The organism is Paenimyroides baculatum, assembly GCF_008629655.1.
GTDB lineage: Bacteria > Bacteroidota > Bacteroidia > Flavobacteriales > Flavobacteriaceae > Flavobacterium > Flavobacterium baculatum.
This window is the reverse complement of the sequence record NZ_VWSG01000002.1, coordinates 217,304-233,300: the sequence shown is the minus strand read 5'-3', so window position 1 is coordinate 233,300 and position 15,997 is coordinate 217,304. Positions and strand designations below refer to the sequence as shown.

The 15,997-nt window shown below is 34.1% G+C and carries 14 protein-coding genes; 6 read left to right on the top strand and 8 right to left on the bottom strand.

Annotated features, from left to right (window positions below; all coding sequences use genetic code 11):
• Nucleotides 1-116 precede the first annotated feature (116 nt).
• Entirely contained in the window at nucleotides 117-476 is a 360-nt protein-coding gene (locus F0460_RS03620) for a four helix bundle protein (protein WP_150010348.1), read from the bottom strand.
• A gap of 91 nt (nucleotides 477-567) precedes the next feature.
• Here F0460_RS03620 and kdpB point away from each other — a divergent pair, with 91 nt between their 5' ends.
• From kdpB to F0460_RS03595, 5 genes are all read left to right on the top strand, one after another.
• A complete protein-coding gene (kdpB, locus tag F0460_RS03615) occupies nucleotides 568-2,580 on the top strand; it encodes a potassium-transporting ATPase subunit KdpB (protein WP_150010346.1) in 2,013 nt (670 codons plus the stop codon).
• Between the two features lie 172 nt (nucleotides 2,581-2,752).
• Nucleotides 2,753-3,316 (top strand): K(+)-transporting ATPase subunit C, encoded by a 564-nt coding sequence (locus F0460_RS03610; protein WP_150010344.1) that lies wholly within the window; start codon nucleotides 2,753-2,755, stop codon nucleotides 3,314-3,316.
• A gap of 105 nt (nucleotides 3,317-3,421) precedes the next feature.
• Entirely contained in the window at nucleotides 3,422-4,513 is a 1,092-nt protein-coding gene (locus tag F0460_RS03605; protein WP_150010342.1) for a porin, read from the top strand.
• Nucleotides 4,514-4,631: 118 nt separating this feature from the next.
• Nucleotides 4,632-5,756: a sensor protein KdpD gene (locus F0460_RS03600; protein WP_150010340.1), complete on the top strand. Its 1,125-nt coding sequence runs from the start codon at nucleotides 4,632-4,634 to the stop codon at nucleotides 5,754-5,756.
• A 113-nt stretch (nucleotides 5,757-5,869) separates the two neighbouring features.
• Nucleotides 5,870-7,606 carry an ATP-binding protein gene (locus tag F0460_RS03595; protein ID WP_150010339.1) on the top strand — a complete coding sequence of 579 codons (1,737 nt, stop codon included), beginning with the start codon at nucleotides 5,870-5,872 and terminating at the stop codon, nucleotides 7,604-7,606.
• A gap of 694 nt (nucleotides 7,607-8,300) precedes the next feature.
• Here the strand turns inward: F0460_RS03595 and F0460_RS03590 are convergent.
• Entirely contained in the window at nucleotides 8,301-9,212 is a 912-nt protein-coding gene (locus F0460_RS03590) for an EamA family transporter (RefSeq protein WP_150010337.1), read from the bottom strand.
• A 212-nt stretch (nucleotides 9,213-9,424) separates the two neighbouring features.
• Between F0460_RS03590 and F0460_RS03585 the strand changes: the two genes are divergently transcribed.
• Nucleotides 9,425-10,333 carry a sterol desaturase family protein gene (locus F0460_RS03585; protein WP_150010335.1) on the top strand — a complete coding sequence of 303 codons (909 nt, stop codon included), beginning with the start codon at nucleotides 9,425-9,427 and terminating at the stop codon, nucleotides 10,331-10,333.
• A gap of 453 nt (nucleotides 10,334-10,786) precedes the next feature.
• On the opposite strand, the gene F0460_RS03580 is transcribed toward F0460_RS03585, so the two are convergent.
• From F0460_RS03580 to F0460_RS03555, 6 genes are all read right to left on the bottom strand, one after another.
• Nucleotides 10,787-11,470 carry a DUF421 domain-containing protein gene (locus tag F0460_RS03580; RefSeq protein ID WP_223810754.1) on the bottom strand — a complete coding sequence of 228 codons (684 nt, stop codon included), beginning with the start codon at nucleotides 11,468-11,470 and terminating at the stop codon, nucleotides 10,787-10,789.
• A 144-nt stretch (nucleotides 11,471-11,614) separates the two neighbouring features.
• Complete coding sequence (locus tag F0460_RS03575; protein ID WP_150010331.1) at nucleotides 11,615-12,004, bottom strand: DUF1801 domain-containing protein; 390 nt, start codon at nucleotides 12,002-12,004, stop codon at nucleotides 11,615-11,617.
• Between the two features lie 2 nt (nucleotides 12,005-12,006).
• Entirely contained in the window at nucleotides 12,007-12,702 is a 696-nt protein-coding gene (locus tag F0460_RS03570; RefSeq protein ID WP_150010329.1) for an SMUG2 DNA glycosylase family protein, read from the bottom strand.
• 15 nt (nucleotides 12,703-12,717) lie between these two features.
• On the bottom strand, nucleotides 12,718-13,263 hold the full coding sequence (locus F0460_RS03565; RefSeq protein ID WP_223810753.1) for a C40 family peptidase: 546 nt from the start codon (nucleotides 13,261-13,263) through the stop codon (nucleotides 12,718-12,720).
• Nucleotides 13,264-13,312: 49 nt separating this feature from the next.
• Nucleotides 13,313-15,187, bottom strand: a complete 1,875-nt coding sequence (locus F0460_RS03560; RefSeq protein ID WP_150010325.1) for a DUF349 domain-containing protein — start codon at nucleotides 15,185-15,187, stop codon at nucleotides 13,313-13,315.
• Nucleotides 15,188-15,268: 81 nt separating this feature from the next.
• Nucleotides 15,269-15,991: a shikimate dehydrogenase family protein gene (locus tag F0460_RS03555; protein WP_150010323.1), complete on the bottom strand. Its 723-nt coding sequence runs from the start codon at nucleotides 15,989-15,991 to the stop codon at nucleotides 15,269-15,271.
• Nucleotides 15,992-15,997 lie beyond the last annotated feature (6 nt).

Here is a 15,997-nt window from a genome sequence, read left to right as displayed (position 1 = left end):
GAAAAGACAAAGGGTAAAAAGTGATTAATGAGAAGTAAGAGTTATACTTTTCACAAAAACATCTCACTTTTTACTGATCCCTTCTCACACAAAAAACATCTCACTTCTCACCTCCGTCACATCTCGCCTTCAAGTTTTTTAATCAAACCATATATCATTTTACCAATGGAGTCCATTTCGTTTATCAGCAAGGTTGTCTTATCACCTGAGATAAATCCTAAATCACAACTTAATAGAATTAAAGTGTCAAGTTCTGTCAATGAACCCAATGAGATGTATAGAAATTGTATGAACTCTTTTTTGCCTTTTCTCGCAGATCCTTCGGCAATGTTAACAGGAACTGAAACAGCAGCTCTACGAATCTGCGATGTTAATCCAAATTTTTCTTCGGCAGGAAAAGTGTTCGTAGTTTCATAAAGTGTTTTAACAAACTTGAAACTATTTACCCATACGTTTAATTTTTGGTGTGGTTTCATAAGAAATGTTTTTTACTAAAATAAACATTTTCATTTCACAAATAACTTTTCACAAATAACTTTTCACAAATAACATTTTACAAATTAAAAAATGAAATCAGATAATAAATCATTGTTTCAAAAAGATTTGCTGAACGAAGCTTTCAAGCACTCTTTTGTGAAACTCAATCCCAAATTAATGTTTCGAAATCCGGTAATGTTTACCGTAGAAATAGGAACTGCCGTGATGTTCGTCGTTTCTTTATGGACATTGTTTGGAGCAACCAATCAAGGAAGTTTCGGCTACAATTTCTCGGTCTTTTTAATCCTGTTACTTACTTTGCTTTTCGCCAATTTCGCCGAAGCCATTGCCGAAGCAAGAGGAAAAGCACAGGCAGACAGTTTAAGAAAAACACGGGAAGAAACGCCGGCCAGATTAGAAAACGGTCAAATCATATCTTCTTCCCAGCTTAAAAAAGGAGATGTTTTTATTTGCGAAGCAGGAGATGCTATTGCCACCGATGGCGAAATTATAGAAGGTTTGGCAACGATTGACGAAAGTGCCATTACCGGTGAATCCGCACCCGTAATCAGAGAATCCGGTGGAGATAAAAGCTCAGTAACGGGCGGTACCAAAGTTTTATCAGACAAAATAAAAGTAAAAGTAACCACCGAACCCGGCGAAAGTTTTTTGGACAAGATGATTGCTTTGGTAGAAGGTGCATCTAGACAAAAAACACCCAATGAAATTGCCTTGACGATTCTGTTGGCAGGCTTTACATTGGTATTTATCATTGTAACGGTAACCTTGAAACCTTTTGCAGATTATGCCAATGCACCCATTACCATCGCCTCATTTATTGCGTTGTTTGTGTGCTTGATTCCTACCACAATTGGCGGTTTGCTTTCTGCCATCGGTATTGCAGGAATGGACAGAGCTCTGCGTGCCAATGTGATCACCAAAAGCGGAAAAGCCGTGGAAACAGCCGGAGATATTGATGTATTGCTATTAGACAAAACAGGTACTATTACCATAGGAAACAGAAAAGCTACTCATTTTTATCCTGCAAATACCATTGATGAGAAGCAGCTGATACGTGCCGCCGTATTGAGTTCTATGAGTGATGATACCCCGGAAGGAAAGTCGATTATTGAATTGGCGGGCGTAAATCCATTGAGTTTTCAAGTTGATGAGCCGCATTTCATACAGTTTTCTGCTGAAACAAGAAGCTCTGGAATTGACTTTAAAAATACCCGAATTCGCAAAGGATCAACCGATGCTATTAGGAATATTGTAGAAAAAGCAGACAATGTTTTCCCTAAAGAAATTGAAGAAAAGGTAAAGGAAATATCGAGCAATGGCGGAACTCCTTTAGTGGTTTCGGAAAATGAAAAAGCACTGGGTGTAATTGAATTGCAAGACATCATTAAACCCGGTATTCAGGAACGGTTTGAACGTTTGCGAAAAATGGGTATTAAAACCGTAATGGTTACAGGTGATAATCCTTTAACAGCCAAATTCATAGCTGAAAAAGCGGGTGTAGATGATTTTATTGCCGAAGCAAAACCGGAAGATAAAATGAATTACATCAAGAAAGAACAGGCTGAAGGAAGATTGGTCGCCATGATGGGCGACGGTACCAATGATGCACCGGCATTGGCACAGGCAGATGTGGGGGTAGCCATGAACAGCGGAACACAAGCTGCAAAAGAAGCCGGAAATATGGTGGATTTAGACAATGATCCTACCAAATTAATTGAAGTGGTAGAAATCGGAAAACAGTTGTTAATGACCCGTGGAACGCTTACTACATTCAGTATTGCGAATGATGTGGCTAAATATTTTGCGATTATTCCGGCCTTGTTTATTACAGCCATTCCGGCATTGCAAAGTCTGAATATTATGAATCTTTCCAGTCCGCAAAGTGCCATTTTATCGGCTGTAATCTTCAATGCGATTATCATTCCGTTTCTTATTCCACTGGCTTTGAAAGGGGTTGCTTACAAACCAATCGGTGCATCGGCATTACTCCGTAGAAGTCTTTTTATCTACGGTTTGGGCGGCGTTATTGTTCCGTTCATAGGGATTAAATTAATCGATATCGTAGTGTCATTATTTATTTAAAAAAGTAATAAGTGAGAAGTAAATAAGTAAAAAGTGAAAGGTGAGAAGTAAATAAGTGAGAAGTGAAAAGTGGAAACTTCATTCCACAATCACATTTCACCAACAACATTTTACTTTTCACTATATACATCTCACTTTTCACTAAAAACATTTCACATACAAAACAATTAAAATGAAAAAACATATTTTACCGGCTATCAAGCTCACAGCAGTTAACATTGTATTTTTTGCGGTCATTTATCCACTTGCAGTTTGGGGTATAGCACAGTTTGCTCCTAATAATGGGAAAGGAGAAATTATAGAACATAAAGGTCAACAATATTACAGCAATATAGGGCAGTCTTTTACTGAAGACAACTATTTCTGGTCGCGTCCATCGGCCGTTGGTTACAATGCTGCCGGTTCCGGCGGTAGCAATAAAGGCCCGTCCAATGAAGAATATCTTACGGAAGTTCAAACCCGTATCGATACATTTTTAGTACATAATCCGGAGATTACAAAATCAGAAATTCCGGTGGATATGGTTACGGCAAGTGGCAGTGGGCTGGACCCGCACATTTCTGTACAGGCAGCAAAAGTTCAGATAAAACGTATTGCAAAAATCAGGAATGTTGACGTTCGAAAACTGGAACAGCTTATCGCAGAACATACAGACAAACCATTAGCAGGCTTATTTGGACCCGAAAAGATAAATGTCTTGAAACTCAACATTGCATTGGATAAATTAAGTGAATAGTAAAAAGTAAGGAGTGAGAAGTAAGAAGAAAAACGTAGTAAATCATTTTTCACTTTCCTTTTCCCATTTCACCTTTCCCTTCTCACATTTAACAAAAAATGAAAAATGAAAAATATGATAATAGCTGCTATTCTTATGGGTAGCACTGCAAGTGTAATGGCACAAAATGATACGATAATAAGGGAAAATAAACCATTAACCATCAGTGGTTATGCCGAAGTTTATTATCAGTCTGATGCCAATAATCCACTCAATAATAAACGTCCGGGATTTGTGTACAGCCATAATCGAAACAATGAAGTAAGTTTAAATCTTGCTTACCTAAAAGCCAATTACAGCAGCGAAAAACTGAGAGCCAATCTCGCACTTGGCGTGGGTTCTTATATGACCGTGAACTACGCTGCAGAACCAGATGTCTTAAAAAACATCTATGAAGGCAATGTGGGGCTTAAGATTTCTAAAAAGCACGGTTTGTGGATTGATGCCGGTATTTTTTCTTCTCATCTTGGTTTTGAAAGTGCCGTAGGGAAAGACAACTGGACATTGACGCGAAGTTTGTTCGCCGACAATTCTCCCTACTTTGAAACAGGTGCAAAAATATCTTACACATCGCCAAGTGGAAAATGGTTTGTAAGTGGATTAATTTTGAACGGATGGCAACGCATACAACGTGCAGAAGGTAATTCCACACCCGCTTTCGGGCATCAGTTAACCTATAAACCCAATGCGAAATTAACTTTGAACAGCGGTTCATTTATTGGAAATGACAAACCCGACAGCATCCAACAAATGCGTTATTTTCATAACCTCTATGCTATTTATCAAATCAATGAAAAATTCGGAATTACAGCAGGATTTGATATTGGTGCGGAGCAAAAAGAAAAAGGCAGTAGTGATTACAACACCTGGTACACAACGGTTTTGGTTGCAAAATATAATGCTACCGATAAATTCAGTCTTACGGCAAGAGGCGAATATTACGAGGACAAAGCAGGTGTAATTATTGCAACCGGAACACCAAAAGGATTTAAAACTTTTGGTTATTCCCTAAATGCCGATTATGTTATTCTACCCAATTTGGTATGGCGTACAGAAATTAAAAACCTAAGCAGTAAAGATCATGTTTTTGAAAAACGAAATGAAAGCTTTACAAAAAATAGTTTTTCAGCTACTACTGCATTAGCAATCAGCTTCTAAAAAGGTTATGGTGAAAAACTAGGGTGAAATGTGATAGGAGAAATGTAAAAAGCGAAATGAGTTCCCGTTTTCCCCTTTCACTTCTCACTTTTCACTCTTTACATCTTACTTAAAATTAATGGACGAAGAAAAAAGAACAGCAGAACATTTCCTTTCCCTGATTAAAAAATCAAGGAGAGGAAAATTTAAACTATATATTGGCATGAGTGCCGGTGTGGGCAAAACCTACCGAATGTTGCAGGAAGCGCACAACCTGCTGCGCAACGGTATTGATGTAAAAATCGGCTACATCGAAACACATAATCGTGTAGAAACCGCTGCTTTGCTGGATGGGCTTCCAGTTATTCCAAGGCGAAAACTTTTTTATAAAGGAAAAGAATTGGAGGAATTGGATGTACAAGCAGTGATCAATCTTCGCCCGGAAGTGGTGATTGTAGACGAATTGGCACACACCAATATTGAGGGAAGTAAAAACGAAAAACGTTGGCAGGATGTATTGGATATTTTAGATGCGGGCATCAATGTTATCTCGGCGGTCAATATTCAGCATATCGAAAGTTTGAACGATGAAATTAAAAATATTACAGGCGTTACCGTAAACGAAAGAATTCCGGATAGTGTGTTAGACCAGGCAGATGAGGTGGTGAATATAGACCTTACAGCAGATGAACTGATAGCAAGACTGAAAGAAGGTAAAATTTATCAGGCAGAAAAAATAACAACAGCTTTAACCAATTTTTTTCAAAGCGATCATATTTTACAACTGCGTGAACTGGCTTTAAAGGAAGTTGCTTCACAGGTAAACCGAAAAGTAGAAACAGAAGTCATAAAATCCAATACCATAAAGCATGAACGTTTTCTGGCTTGTATCAGCAGTAACGAAAAGTCTGCAAAAAAGGTCATTAAAAAAACGGCAAGGCTTGCCAGTTATTATCACAGCAAATGGTATGTGCTGTATGTGCAGACACCTTATGAAAATGCCGATAAAATAGCCTTGAACAAGCAAAGACATCTCATAAATAATTATAAATTAGCTTCAGAATTAGGTGCTGAAATTATTAAGGTCAAAAGCCAATCAATCGCGAAAGAGATTATAAACCAAGTAGAAGAAAAGAAAATTACAACGGTCTGTATTGGAAAACCGCATTTAACACTTTGGAAAGTAATTAGGGCAACGGGTATGTTTAATGTGCTCTTAAAAAAACTGTCTTCTAACAATGTAGATTTAGTTATACTTAGTTGAACTTTAAATTAAGATGTGAATAAGGAATAATTAAGATGATTTGAGTTAAAACGAACACCAAATTCATTTCACTTTTTACTAGTCACGTTTTACAATAACAGTAATATAGAAAAATGAAAATAAAGACAAAATTAATATCCGGTGTAGGCTTACTGTTTGCCTTAATTATTTTACTGTCGACTATGGGTATATTTTATGTAAATGCCCTAAAAAGAGATACCAATAATATTCTGGTTGCTAATTACAATACCTTGGAATATTCCAGAAACATGCTTTTAGCTTTGGAAAAAATAGCGACAGATAGAGATGCTTTATCGGTTTTTGAGAAAAATCTTGACAGTCAGAAACAAAACGTTACCGAAAATGGCGAACAGCAGGCAACGGCAGATATAGTAGATCATTTTAATAACCTTAAATTAAATCCTGCAGATTCCTTGCTTACATCTCGTATAAGAGAAGATATTGCTGAGCTCATGCGGCTCAACATGGAGGCTATTGAGCGTAAAAGCAGTATTGCAGATGCAACTGCAGATAATGCTGTGTTATGGATTTCGGTTATCGGTACTGCATGTTTTCTAATTGCATTTGTTCTGCTTGTAAACCTTCCGGGCAATATTGCCAACCCTATACGGGAACTTACAGAAAGTATCAAACAGATTGCTAATCAAAATTACTGCGAACGTGTGCATTTTCAAGATCATAACGAGTTTGGTGAATTGGCAAAATCATTCAATACAATGGCAGAAAAGTTAGAAGAATATTCTGAAAGTAAATTGGATAAAATCATCAAGGGTAAAAAACGCATCGAAGCCCTGATCAATAATATGCACGATCCCGTAATTGGTATCGATGAAGACAAGAAAGTCCTTTTTGCAAACGAAGAAGCATTGAAAATTTCAGGATTAAAAACCGAGAATTTTATTGGTAAACAAATTCAGGATATTGCAGTGAACAATGATCTGATAAGAGATTTAATAAAAGACTTGATTCATCCTGATCTAAAAAAAGAGAATGAAAATTCACTAAAAATTTTCGCCAATGGTAAAGAAAGTTATTTCGAAAAAGAGATTATAGACATTAATATTATCCCAACCGGAGAACAGCAATCGCAGTTAATCGGTCACGTAATTATGCTCAGAAATATTACACTTTTTAAAGAATTGGATCTGGCTAAAACCAACTTTATAGGAACGGTTTCGCACGAATTCAAAACACCTATTTCATCTATGAAAATGAGCCTGCAGTTATTGGAAAATGAAAATGTGGGTAGTTTAAATAAAGAGCAGAAACAACTTTTGGAAAGTATAACCGAAGATACAGACCGACTCTTAAAAATAACTTCCGAACTTTTAAACCTCGCGCAGGTCGAAAGTGGAAACATGCAGTTGAATATTAGTGCTGTAAATACTGCCGATATAGTCCGTCACACTTTAAAAGCTACAAAAACACAGGCAGAACAAAAGAATATTAAAATAGCTATTTCTATTGAAGATCATCTGCCTGAAATTCAGGCCGACAGCCAGAAAACAACATGGGTATTGATTAACCTTCTTTCAAATGCCATTAGATATTCTTACGATAATTCGGTTGTTCACTTAAGCCTGATTAAAGAAAATAACAACGTGAAATTTTTGGTTAAAGACAGTGGAACGGGCATCTCAGAAAAATACCAAAATAAAATATTTGAGCGCTATTTCAGAGTTCCCGGAACTCAGAAAGAAGGCACGGGATTAGGTTTGGCAATCTGCAAAGAATTTATAGAAGCGCAAGGTGGTAGTATAGAAGTTGTAAGTGAACCGGGAACAGGCAGTACTTTTTCGTTTACAATAACATCCACTGAAAATATTTAGTTTCTCGATAAAAAAACCAATTACATTTAACAGAATCACACTTAAGGAAAGCCTACAACAAGGAGCTAGAATGGACTTGTATTATAATCAAGTCTCAGTAAATAAATATTTCTTTCATAATGGTTAACTAATGAAATTCTGTACAATCGATTTGAATTGTGTTTTGTATGTACTGTAAGCTAGAATTTATTGATTTGTGATATAGGAGCAACAATAGTTAGGTTTTCTTATAAAACTTTAGTCTTTAAGTCGTATTATTTTTAATTATTATCACTGATAAAAAAATATTTAAAATTATTAATAATTTACTTTTATTAGATATTAAGTTATCAGTATTAACTAATTAAGTATTTTAATTATGAAACAAAAATTATCTTATTTAGTCTGGTGTGCTCTTAGTTTATTATTCCCCTTTCTACTATGGTTAGGAGAGAAATTTATGTAAAATAGATTTCAAACCGGTACTTTTATTGAGGAAGAAAAGTGTCACTACACCCTTCGGGGTGTTTTTTTTATGGCCTTTCTTTAAATATTATAGTAAAAAGAAATAGGAAGGAACGGCAATAGTTTTTGATGTTTTATTTTAGAAGCTTTAGCATTAGATGCCAATACGTCACTTCTTCTAAAATACAAATTTCTTTCGGAATTGATCGATCTAATATCTTATCTCTATAAATCAATATTTATACTTTATTTATACTTTATTTGGTTTGATAAGATTGATTAAGTTTAAAATCTTTTTTTCAAATAAATTGAAAATTAATCCACCCATGATAAAAAATGAAGCCCAAAGTTTCCAATCGGTTAATTGTTCATCTAAAAACAAAGCCGAACTTAAAAAACCTACAACAGGAATTAGCAAGGTAAACGGAACAACTACTGATGTTGGGTACATTTTAATCAGAGATCCCCAAATACCGTAACCCAAATGTGTTGATACGTAAACTACGTAAGCAATTGCGCCGATTGCTATCCATGAAATATTTTCTAATGAGTTTGTAATTGCTGTTGTACCATCTATAAAGTACGATGTTGCTGCCATAAATGGAAGTGCAATAAGATTCCCCCACACAACAAGTGAAAGTGGTGAACCGGCGTTTATTTTTTTAGTAAACATATTTCCCGATGCCCACGCTAACGCAGCTAATAAGGTTAGTATAAGTCCTACAAGAGTAACATCGCCACCTACATGAGCCGCAACAATACCAATACCAGCAAACGAAACCAATGACCCCAAAATTTTAAACCAGTCAGGTTTTTCCTTAAAAAATAAAAAAGCTAATCCTATGGAAAAAAATACCTGTACCTGCATAACTAGTGACGCCAATCCAGGAGACAAACCAAGATAAATTCCGCTGAAAAGCAATCCAAATTGCAATGCGAAATTGAATAGTCCAAAACCTAGTATGTAAATTATAGGTGCTTTTGGTCGAGGTAAGAAAAACACAAAGGGAAGTGCAGAAAGTGCGAAACGAATCGTACAAAAAAGAAAAGGAGGTAGTTCTTTTAATCCTAAATATATCGCAATAAAGTTTGTTCCCCATACAAAAACGGTTACCAACGCTAAAAAGATATGTTTTGGTGTTAAATTTATTGAGGTACTCATATCTGCAAGAAATAATTTGATATTTCAATTCAAGTGCAAATGTCTGCAATCGGTTTGAATTAATATATTTTTTAAAGATATTTATAGATTAATAAGAGACTAATTGTTTTTTTAAGTTATTAAACTAGTTTGATTTTTCCATATATAATAACTACCTTGAAAAAATTAGGCATAATTTCTGCGTAGTAAAATAGAAAATCAAAATTATAAGTATGAGTAACTTTTTCGGTGCACCACCAATTTCGTATGAAAACATTAAAGAATTAGAACAACAGTCGGGCGATTTAATTATTTACGCAATTCCGTTAATGGCATTCTTTACTTTATTAGAAATTTGGTATTCATGGTATTCTGAAAAAAGAAATTACAACACTAAAGAAAGCTTGGGATCTTTGTTTGTAGGCTTGGGCAATGTTGCCATTAATCTGGTTCTTAAAGTTGCGTTTATTTCTGGAGCTGTTTACATTTATAATGTAATTCCATGGAGAATGGAATTGAATTGGTGGACGTTATTTCCGTGTTTGTTAATTTACGATTTATGTAGTTATTGGGCACACCGAGTTTCGCATTTTAATCGTTTTTTTTGGGCAACACACGTTATTCATCACAGTGCCGACAATTACAACTTAACTGTTTCTTTTAGATTAAGCTGGGTTCAGCATTTTAAAATACTTTTCTTTTTACCAGTTGCTTTTCTAGGTTTTCATCCCGTGATCTTTTTTATTGTAAATCAAATATCGGTTTTGTTTCAATTTTGGCAGCATACAGAATACATTGGGAAATTACCTAGAATATTCGAAGTTTTGTTTGTAACACCATCAAACCACAGGGTTCATCATGGATCTGACGAAAAATACATAGATAAAAATTTTGCTGCGATCTTTATTTTCTGGGATAAATTTTTTGGAACATATCAATTGGAAGAAGAAAAACCAACTTACGGTATTACTCATAAAATCGATCATAAACTAAATCCGCTGCACTTGAATTTTCATGAATACGACAGTATGCTTAAGGATATTAAATCGACCAATAGCTTTAAGGAAAAATGGTTTTACGTTTTTGGAAGTCCTGGTAAGATTGATAAAATGAAAAAACAACGCATTCAGGTTAAAGAATAATATACTAAAAAGGAATCGGGGATATTTAAAGGACTTTTTGTAGAAATAAAAAAGTCCTCCGCACAAATTAAATATCTCACCTTTTAATTCTTTTTGAGTAAAAAACCCCATTAGCGGAGGACATAAGCCATTGTGTAACGGAGTTTTTTGAATCAAAAAGGTGAGTTCACAAATATAGAAACAATTTTTTTAAACTTACAGTTTTTGCATACTATATTATTGATATTTCTTAAAAATGGTTATTACAGATTGATATAAAACTCCTTTGTTTATCGTCGTTTATAAAAGATAATGCTTACCATAAAGATAAGCATTACCAAAAAGAACTGTAGGTGAGAACGCACTTTCTAAACGAAAGATTGTTATTACCATATTATAGTTCTAAACATCAATATCTTAATAAATTAAATTTACATAAAACATTTTATTTTAACAAGAGCGAGATTATAATTTCTATTTAATTATTTTTCTGCTACTTGCTTTTACCCATTCTGTGTTGTGGCAATTAGGACAAAGAAATGTGTTTTCAATGTTATACTTAATCGTTTGTCCACAAAACGTGCAGGAATAGAAAGTATCTGCCTCAAATGTTTTAATGGTTTTCTTTAAAGAATCGGGTAAAATAGGCAAACCATATTTTGTTTGTTCGTGATCGTAGAAATAAACACTTACTTCCCCAGTTGTTTCTAAAATAGCATATTCAACCTGACCCAGATGAAAAACGCCTCGAAGTCTTAATTCCATAAAGAATTCATCTTTACTTAAGGATTCTTTCTTAAACTCGTCAATAGAAAATTTTCCTTTTTTAATGATGTAAACTTCTTTCCCTTCAACAAGATTTTCAATCCATTTAAATTTAAAAACCAAAAGAGTAAGCAGTTTGTAACAAACCGCAATTACAGTAAATGCCGTTAATGCGCTTAAAAGCCCGATTTCTTTATAAATCATAGGATCGCCCGCTGCCGAACCTAATCCTAAAATTACTACCAGTTCAAAAACCGATAACTGTTTAATGCCACGTTTGCCAAGGATTCTTAAAAAGATTAAAATAATAAGAAACATTACAAACGTACGCACCATAATTGATGTTAGAAAATTGTAGTCTGCATCGCCAAAAAGAAAATCGTTAATTTCCATAAACATCTGTAAAAACAGTTAAATGTACTGATTTATTTGTTAATTTTAATTTTTAAAAGGATATATAAATAGTGCTTATAATAAGGCTGAGTTGTGTATTTTTTGTACACTTTAGGTAAATAATTTACAATTGAATTAATGAAGTTATAATTTAATTAAAACGCCTTTTCTTTTTACGATATTTTTATAATCCCACTGAATTTCTACAGATTTTTTTAACCATCTGTGTAAATCTTCTGTGTTGATTTCTTCAACCGAATTATAAAAAACAGATGCATCTTTAAACTTTTTGCCGTGAACGTTTAATTTTTCTTCTTCAAAATCGATACCGCTCCAAAACATTAATCGTATTCCTGCTTTTTGTTTGCTGTAGCCAACAATAGGGTTTCCGTTTAAAAACCAAACCGGATGCGCATGCCAGATTTTACTTTCGGCATTGGTAAGGTTTTTTGATATTTCGGTAGAAATAAGTTCGCAAATTGATTGATCTTCAAACGAAAGAGCCTCGTTATAGTTTATAATATCCTGATTCATAATTATTCGGTTGAATTTAATGCCATGATGTATTTGTCAATATAAAGCTGTTTTTCTTTTGATTTGTATTGTTGGATATATCTCGGATGTTCAAAAACCGTGATCTTGTCAAACAAATTGGCTTCGTTATTTATTTTGTTTATGAAGGTTGCATTCTTTTTTCCTAAAACAAAAACTTCATCGGTATCTAAACCTAATGCAATGTGCTTTTTTAAAGAATTGATCATAAAATCTTTTACCATTTTAAAAAGCTCTACATCATCATAATAATTTGCATTGATCCAATTCCCACTCTTATTTTTCTGAATAATTGCCAACGGAAAAGGGGAGTTGATGTAAAACTGCTCGTAAAACTTTTTTGCACCACCATATTCTTCGATTAAATCATAAATAAAAACCGATGAAATTTCGTGTGTATGTGCCGATTCCATTTTTATTCCGCAAACACTTTCCAGACGTTTGGTATCGGTAAACGGAACGCCCGTAACACCTGCACCATGCCGACTTGGATTTATGCCGATAATAAACTTTCGTTTGTTGTTATCATTGTAATATTTGTTGTAAAACTGCTTCATTACTTTCAGCGTTTCAGGATTTGATAAGTACGGATTTATAACCTGAAAATTATCCGGTAATTCGCCCGAATAGTTTAATTGTTTGTTAAAAGCAATGATTTTATCGGCAAAAGTCTTCTTCATTAATTTGCTTTCTATTTAATTTTTATACGAACCGCATTTAACCAGATAATCGCCATAATAAGGTTCGGTTAAGTTGGAAATAATGACTCCTTTACTTGTTGACGCATGTACAAATTTGTTGTTGTGCAGGTAAATTCCCACATGATTAACAATACCGGTTTTTCCGAACGAAAAGAAAACCAGATCGCCTTCTTTTAAATCTTCGGTATATTTACGCTTAACATTTTCGGCAATGTCTTTTGATACACGTGGTATTTGAATTTTATAAATTTCCTTGTACAAAATATTAGTAAAACCAGAACAATCAATTCCGTATTCGTTCATTCCGCCGTATTTGTATGGAGTTCCGTACCAATCGATAATAAAATTATAAAGATTTTTATTTTTCAAGGTATTTTCACTAACGTCTAAAATTTTACTGATTTCAGCTAAATCATTTGGTTTCTTAATCGTCGTTTTTTTTGTAGTGTTAGTACTTTTGCTGCTTTTATCTTTCTTGTAATTATCGCGCCAATCGGTTTTAGCTTTACAGCCAACCATAAAAAGTATCATTAAACACATACCAATTTGTTTTGAAACGAAAAAAACCGGAAATCTCCGGTTTTGTGTGTTATGCATCATTTTTATTGATGTTTTTTAGTTGAACTAATTTCTCTTTCCACAAGTTTAATTCATCTTTATGGCGATCGATGTTCTTATTGATTTCTTTAACCAACGGATTGTCTGCTTTTGCACTAGAGAAAAACTGTACGTTGTTTTCTAACTGAAAAATTTCAGACTGAAGCTCTTCTAACTTTCGCTGTACAAAAATGGTTTCATTCTGTAAACGTCGGTTGTCGTTGCTTTCCATCAGGTTTTCAATTTTATTATTGAATTTAACCAGCTCGGCTTCTTTTTTAGACAAACTTAATTTATCGAACAAAGCATCTAAAACATTATTAAACTTCCCTTCAATATGTCTGCGGGTTTGTGGCACAACGCCTAAACCTTTCCAGTTTTCAATATGCTTTTTAATAGCATCTAAATCAGTTTTATGATCTCCGGTCAATTCAAAATCTTTTAAACTTTCCAAATAATCTTTTTTGCTGTTAAAGTTTGCCATTTCGGCATCAATTTCCTTATTTCTTTCGGCATGTAACCTGTCAAAATATGAATTACATATCTGCTTGAACTCTTTCCACAAACTATCAGAAAATTTACGTGGTACATGTCCAACATGTTTCCACTCTTCCTGAATCTTTTTCATTACAGGCGTTGTATTATCGTAATCGGTGCTTTCGCTTAACGATTTTACCTGTTCTATTAAAGCCTGTTTTTTAACTAAATTATCTTGTTGTTCCTTTTTAATGTCTTTGTAGAAATTGTTTTTATGAACGTTGAAATTTCTGGTAACGTTTTTAAAGTTTGCCCAAGTTTCTTCGTTTTGCTCCATAGGAACTCTGCCCATGTTAAAAAATTGCGTTCTTAACTGCTCAATTTCTTTGATAGCATTTTGCCAATCACTGTGCGATTGAAATTCTTTTGAAGCTATTTCGTTAATTGCAGCAATAACTTCGTTCTTTTTAGCTAGATTGTTTTCTTCGCGCTCACGAATTTCATTTTGCAACAATTCGCGTTTGCTGTGCAACTGTTTGGTAATATTGCTGAAATTCTGCCAAATTTCCTCACGGTGATCCTTTGCAACCGGTCCAATTTCTTCTTTCCAGATACGGTGTAACGTTTGCAATTCGCGGAAAGCCTTACGAATATCCGGTTCGTTAATCAATAAACTTGCACGGTCAATAATTCTTTGCTTTTGCTCTAAATTATTTTTAAAATCCATATCACGCGCTTCACGATCTAAATGTAGCTGATCGTAAAAACGTTCAATATGAAAATGGAAATTATTCCAAACGTGGTTGTAGTTGTCTTTAGGAATTGGTCCGCCGTTTTTCCAACGTTCGCGCAATTGCTGAATGTCTTTTAATGCGGTGTTGTAGTTTTCGGTGTTTTCTACAATCTCTTTTAATTCAGTAATAATCTGGTTTCTTTCTGCCAGATTTTTCTTCAATTGATCTTGTATTGATTTAAAATGACCGTTTCGTTGGTCTCTGTAATTGTGGTATAACGAATCGAATTGACTTTTAGCAGGAAGTTCATATTGAAAATCTGTAGAAAAAGCATCCGGATTTTCTTCTAAAAAAACCTTTCTTTTTTCGTCAATCAGTTCGGTGTATTTGTGTAAAAAACTACGTTTAATAGCTTCCACGTGTTCGCGGATCGTTGTAATTTTTTCGTTTTTTAGTAAAGTATCAAGCTCGGTATTCAGCTCATCTAAAGATAATTCGTCGTAATTAGCCAAAGGTATGTGGTCACTTTCATTGATTGATGTGGCTTCGCTGTCTTCGGCATTTGTTGAGTTTATCGCATCAACAATAGTGTTTGTTTCTGTTTCAGGGTTAAGTCCGTCTGCTTGTGGCAGGTTATCATTCTTTTCTTCTAACATCTTTCTTAAATGTGTAAGTTTTACAAAATTATTTTTGAAAGATAAATAATTAATTGAAAGACAACAAATATTTCGTAAGAATTAATACGAACTATTCCAAATTTTCCATGATTCTTCTGCCTGAATTTCCAACATCTCCAAGCCGTTTTTTGTAACAGCACCGTTTTCTTTACTTTTTTTAAGGAAAAGTGTTTCAGCAGGATTGTAGATCAAATCGTAAACCAAATGATTTTTTGTGATAAATTGATAAGGAATTTCGGGCGCTGAATCTGTATTTGGAAAAGTACCAACAGGTGTACAGTTTATGATAATTGTATTGTTCTGAATGATTTCTTCTGATAAATCTTCATACGTTGTTTCACCGTTTCTCGATACAATTAGTGTTTGAATTTGCAATTGTTTTAAAGCATAAATTACCGCTTTGCTTGCACCACCAGTTCCTAAAATTAATGCTTTTTTATGATGTGGTTTTAGCAAAGGTTCTAACGACTTTTTAAAGCCGATCCAATCTGTATTGAAACCGATTTTTTTTCCTTTTTTAATTTGAATTGTATTCACTGCGCCAATTTTCTCTGCATGAAAATCAAGCGAATCCAAATAAGGAATTATGGTTTCTTTGTACGGAATAGTAACATTAAAACCATAATTGTTTATATTGAATATATTGTTTAATTCTGATAGGTTATCTATGTCAAAATTAATGTATTGCGAATTTAATCTATTTTCATTCTTAAACTTATTATTGAAGTAATTTCGTGAAAAAGAATAGCCAATTTTTTTACCTATTAAACCGTATGTTTTCATAAATAA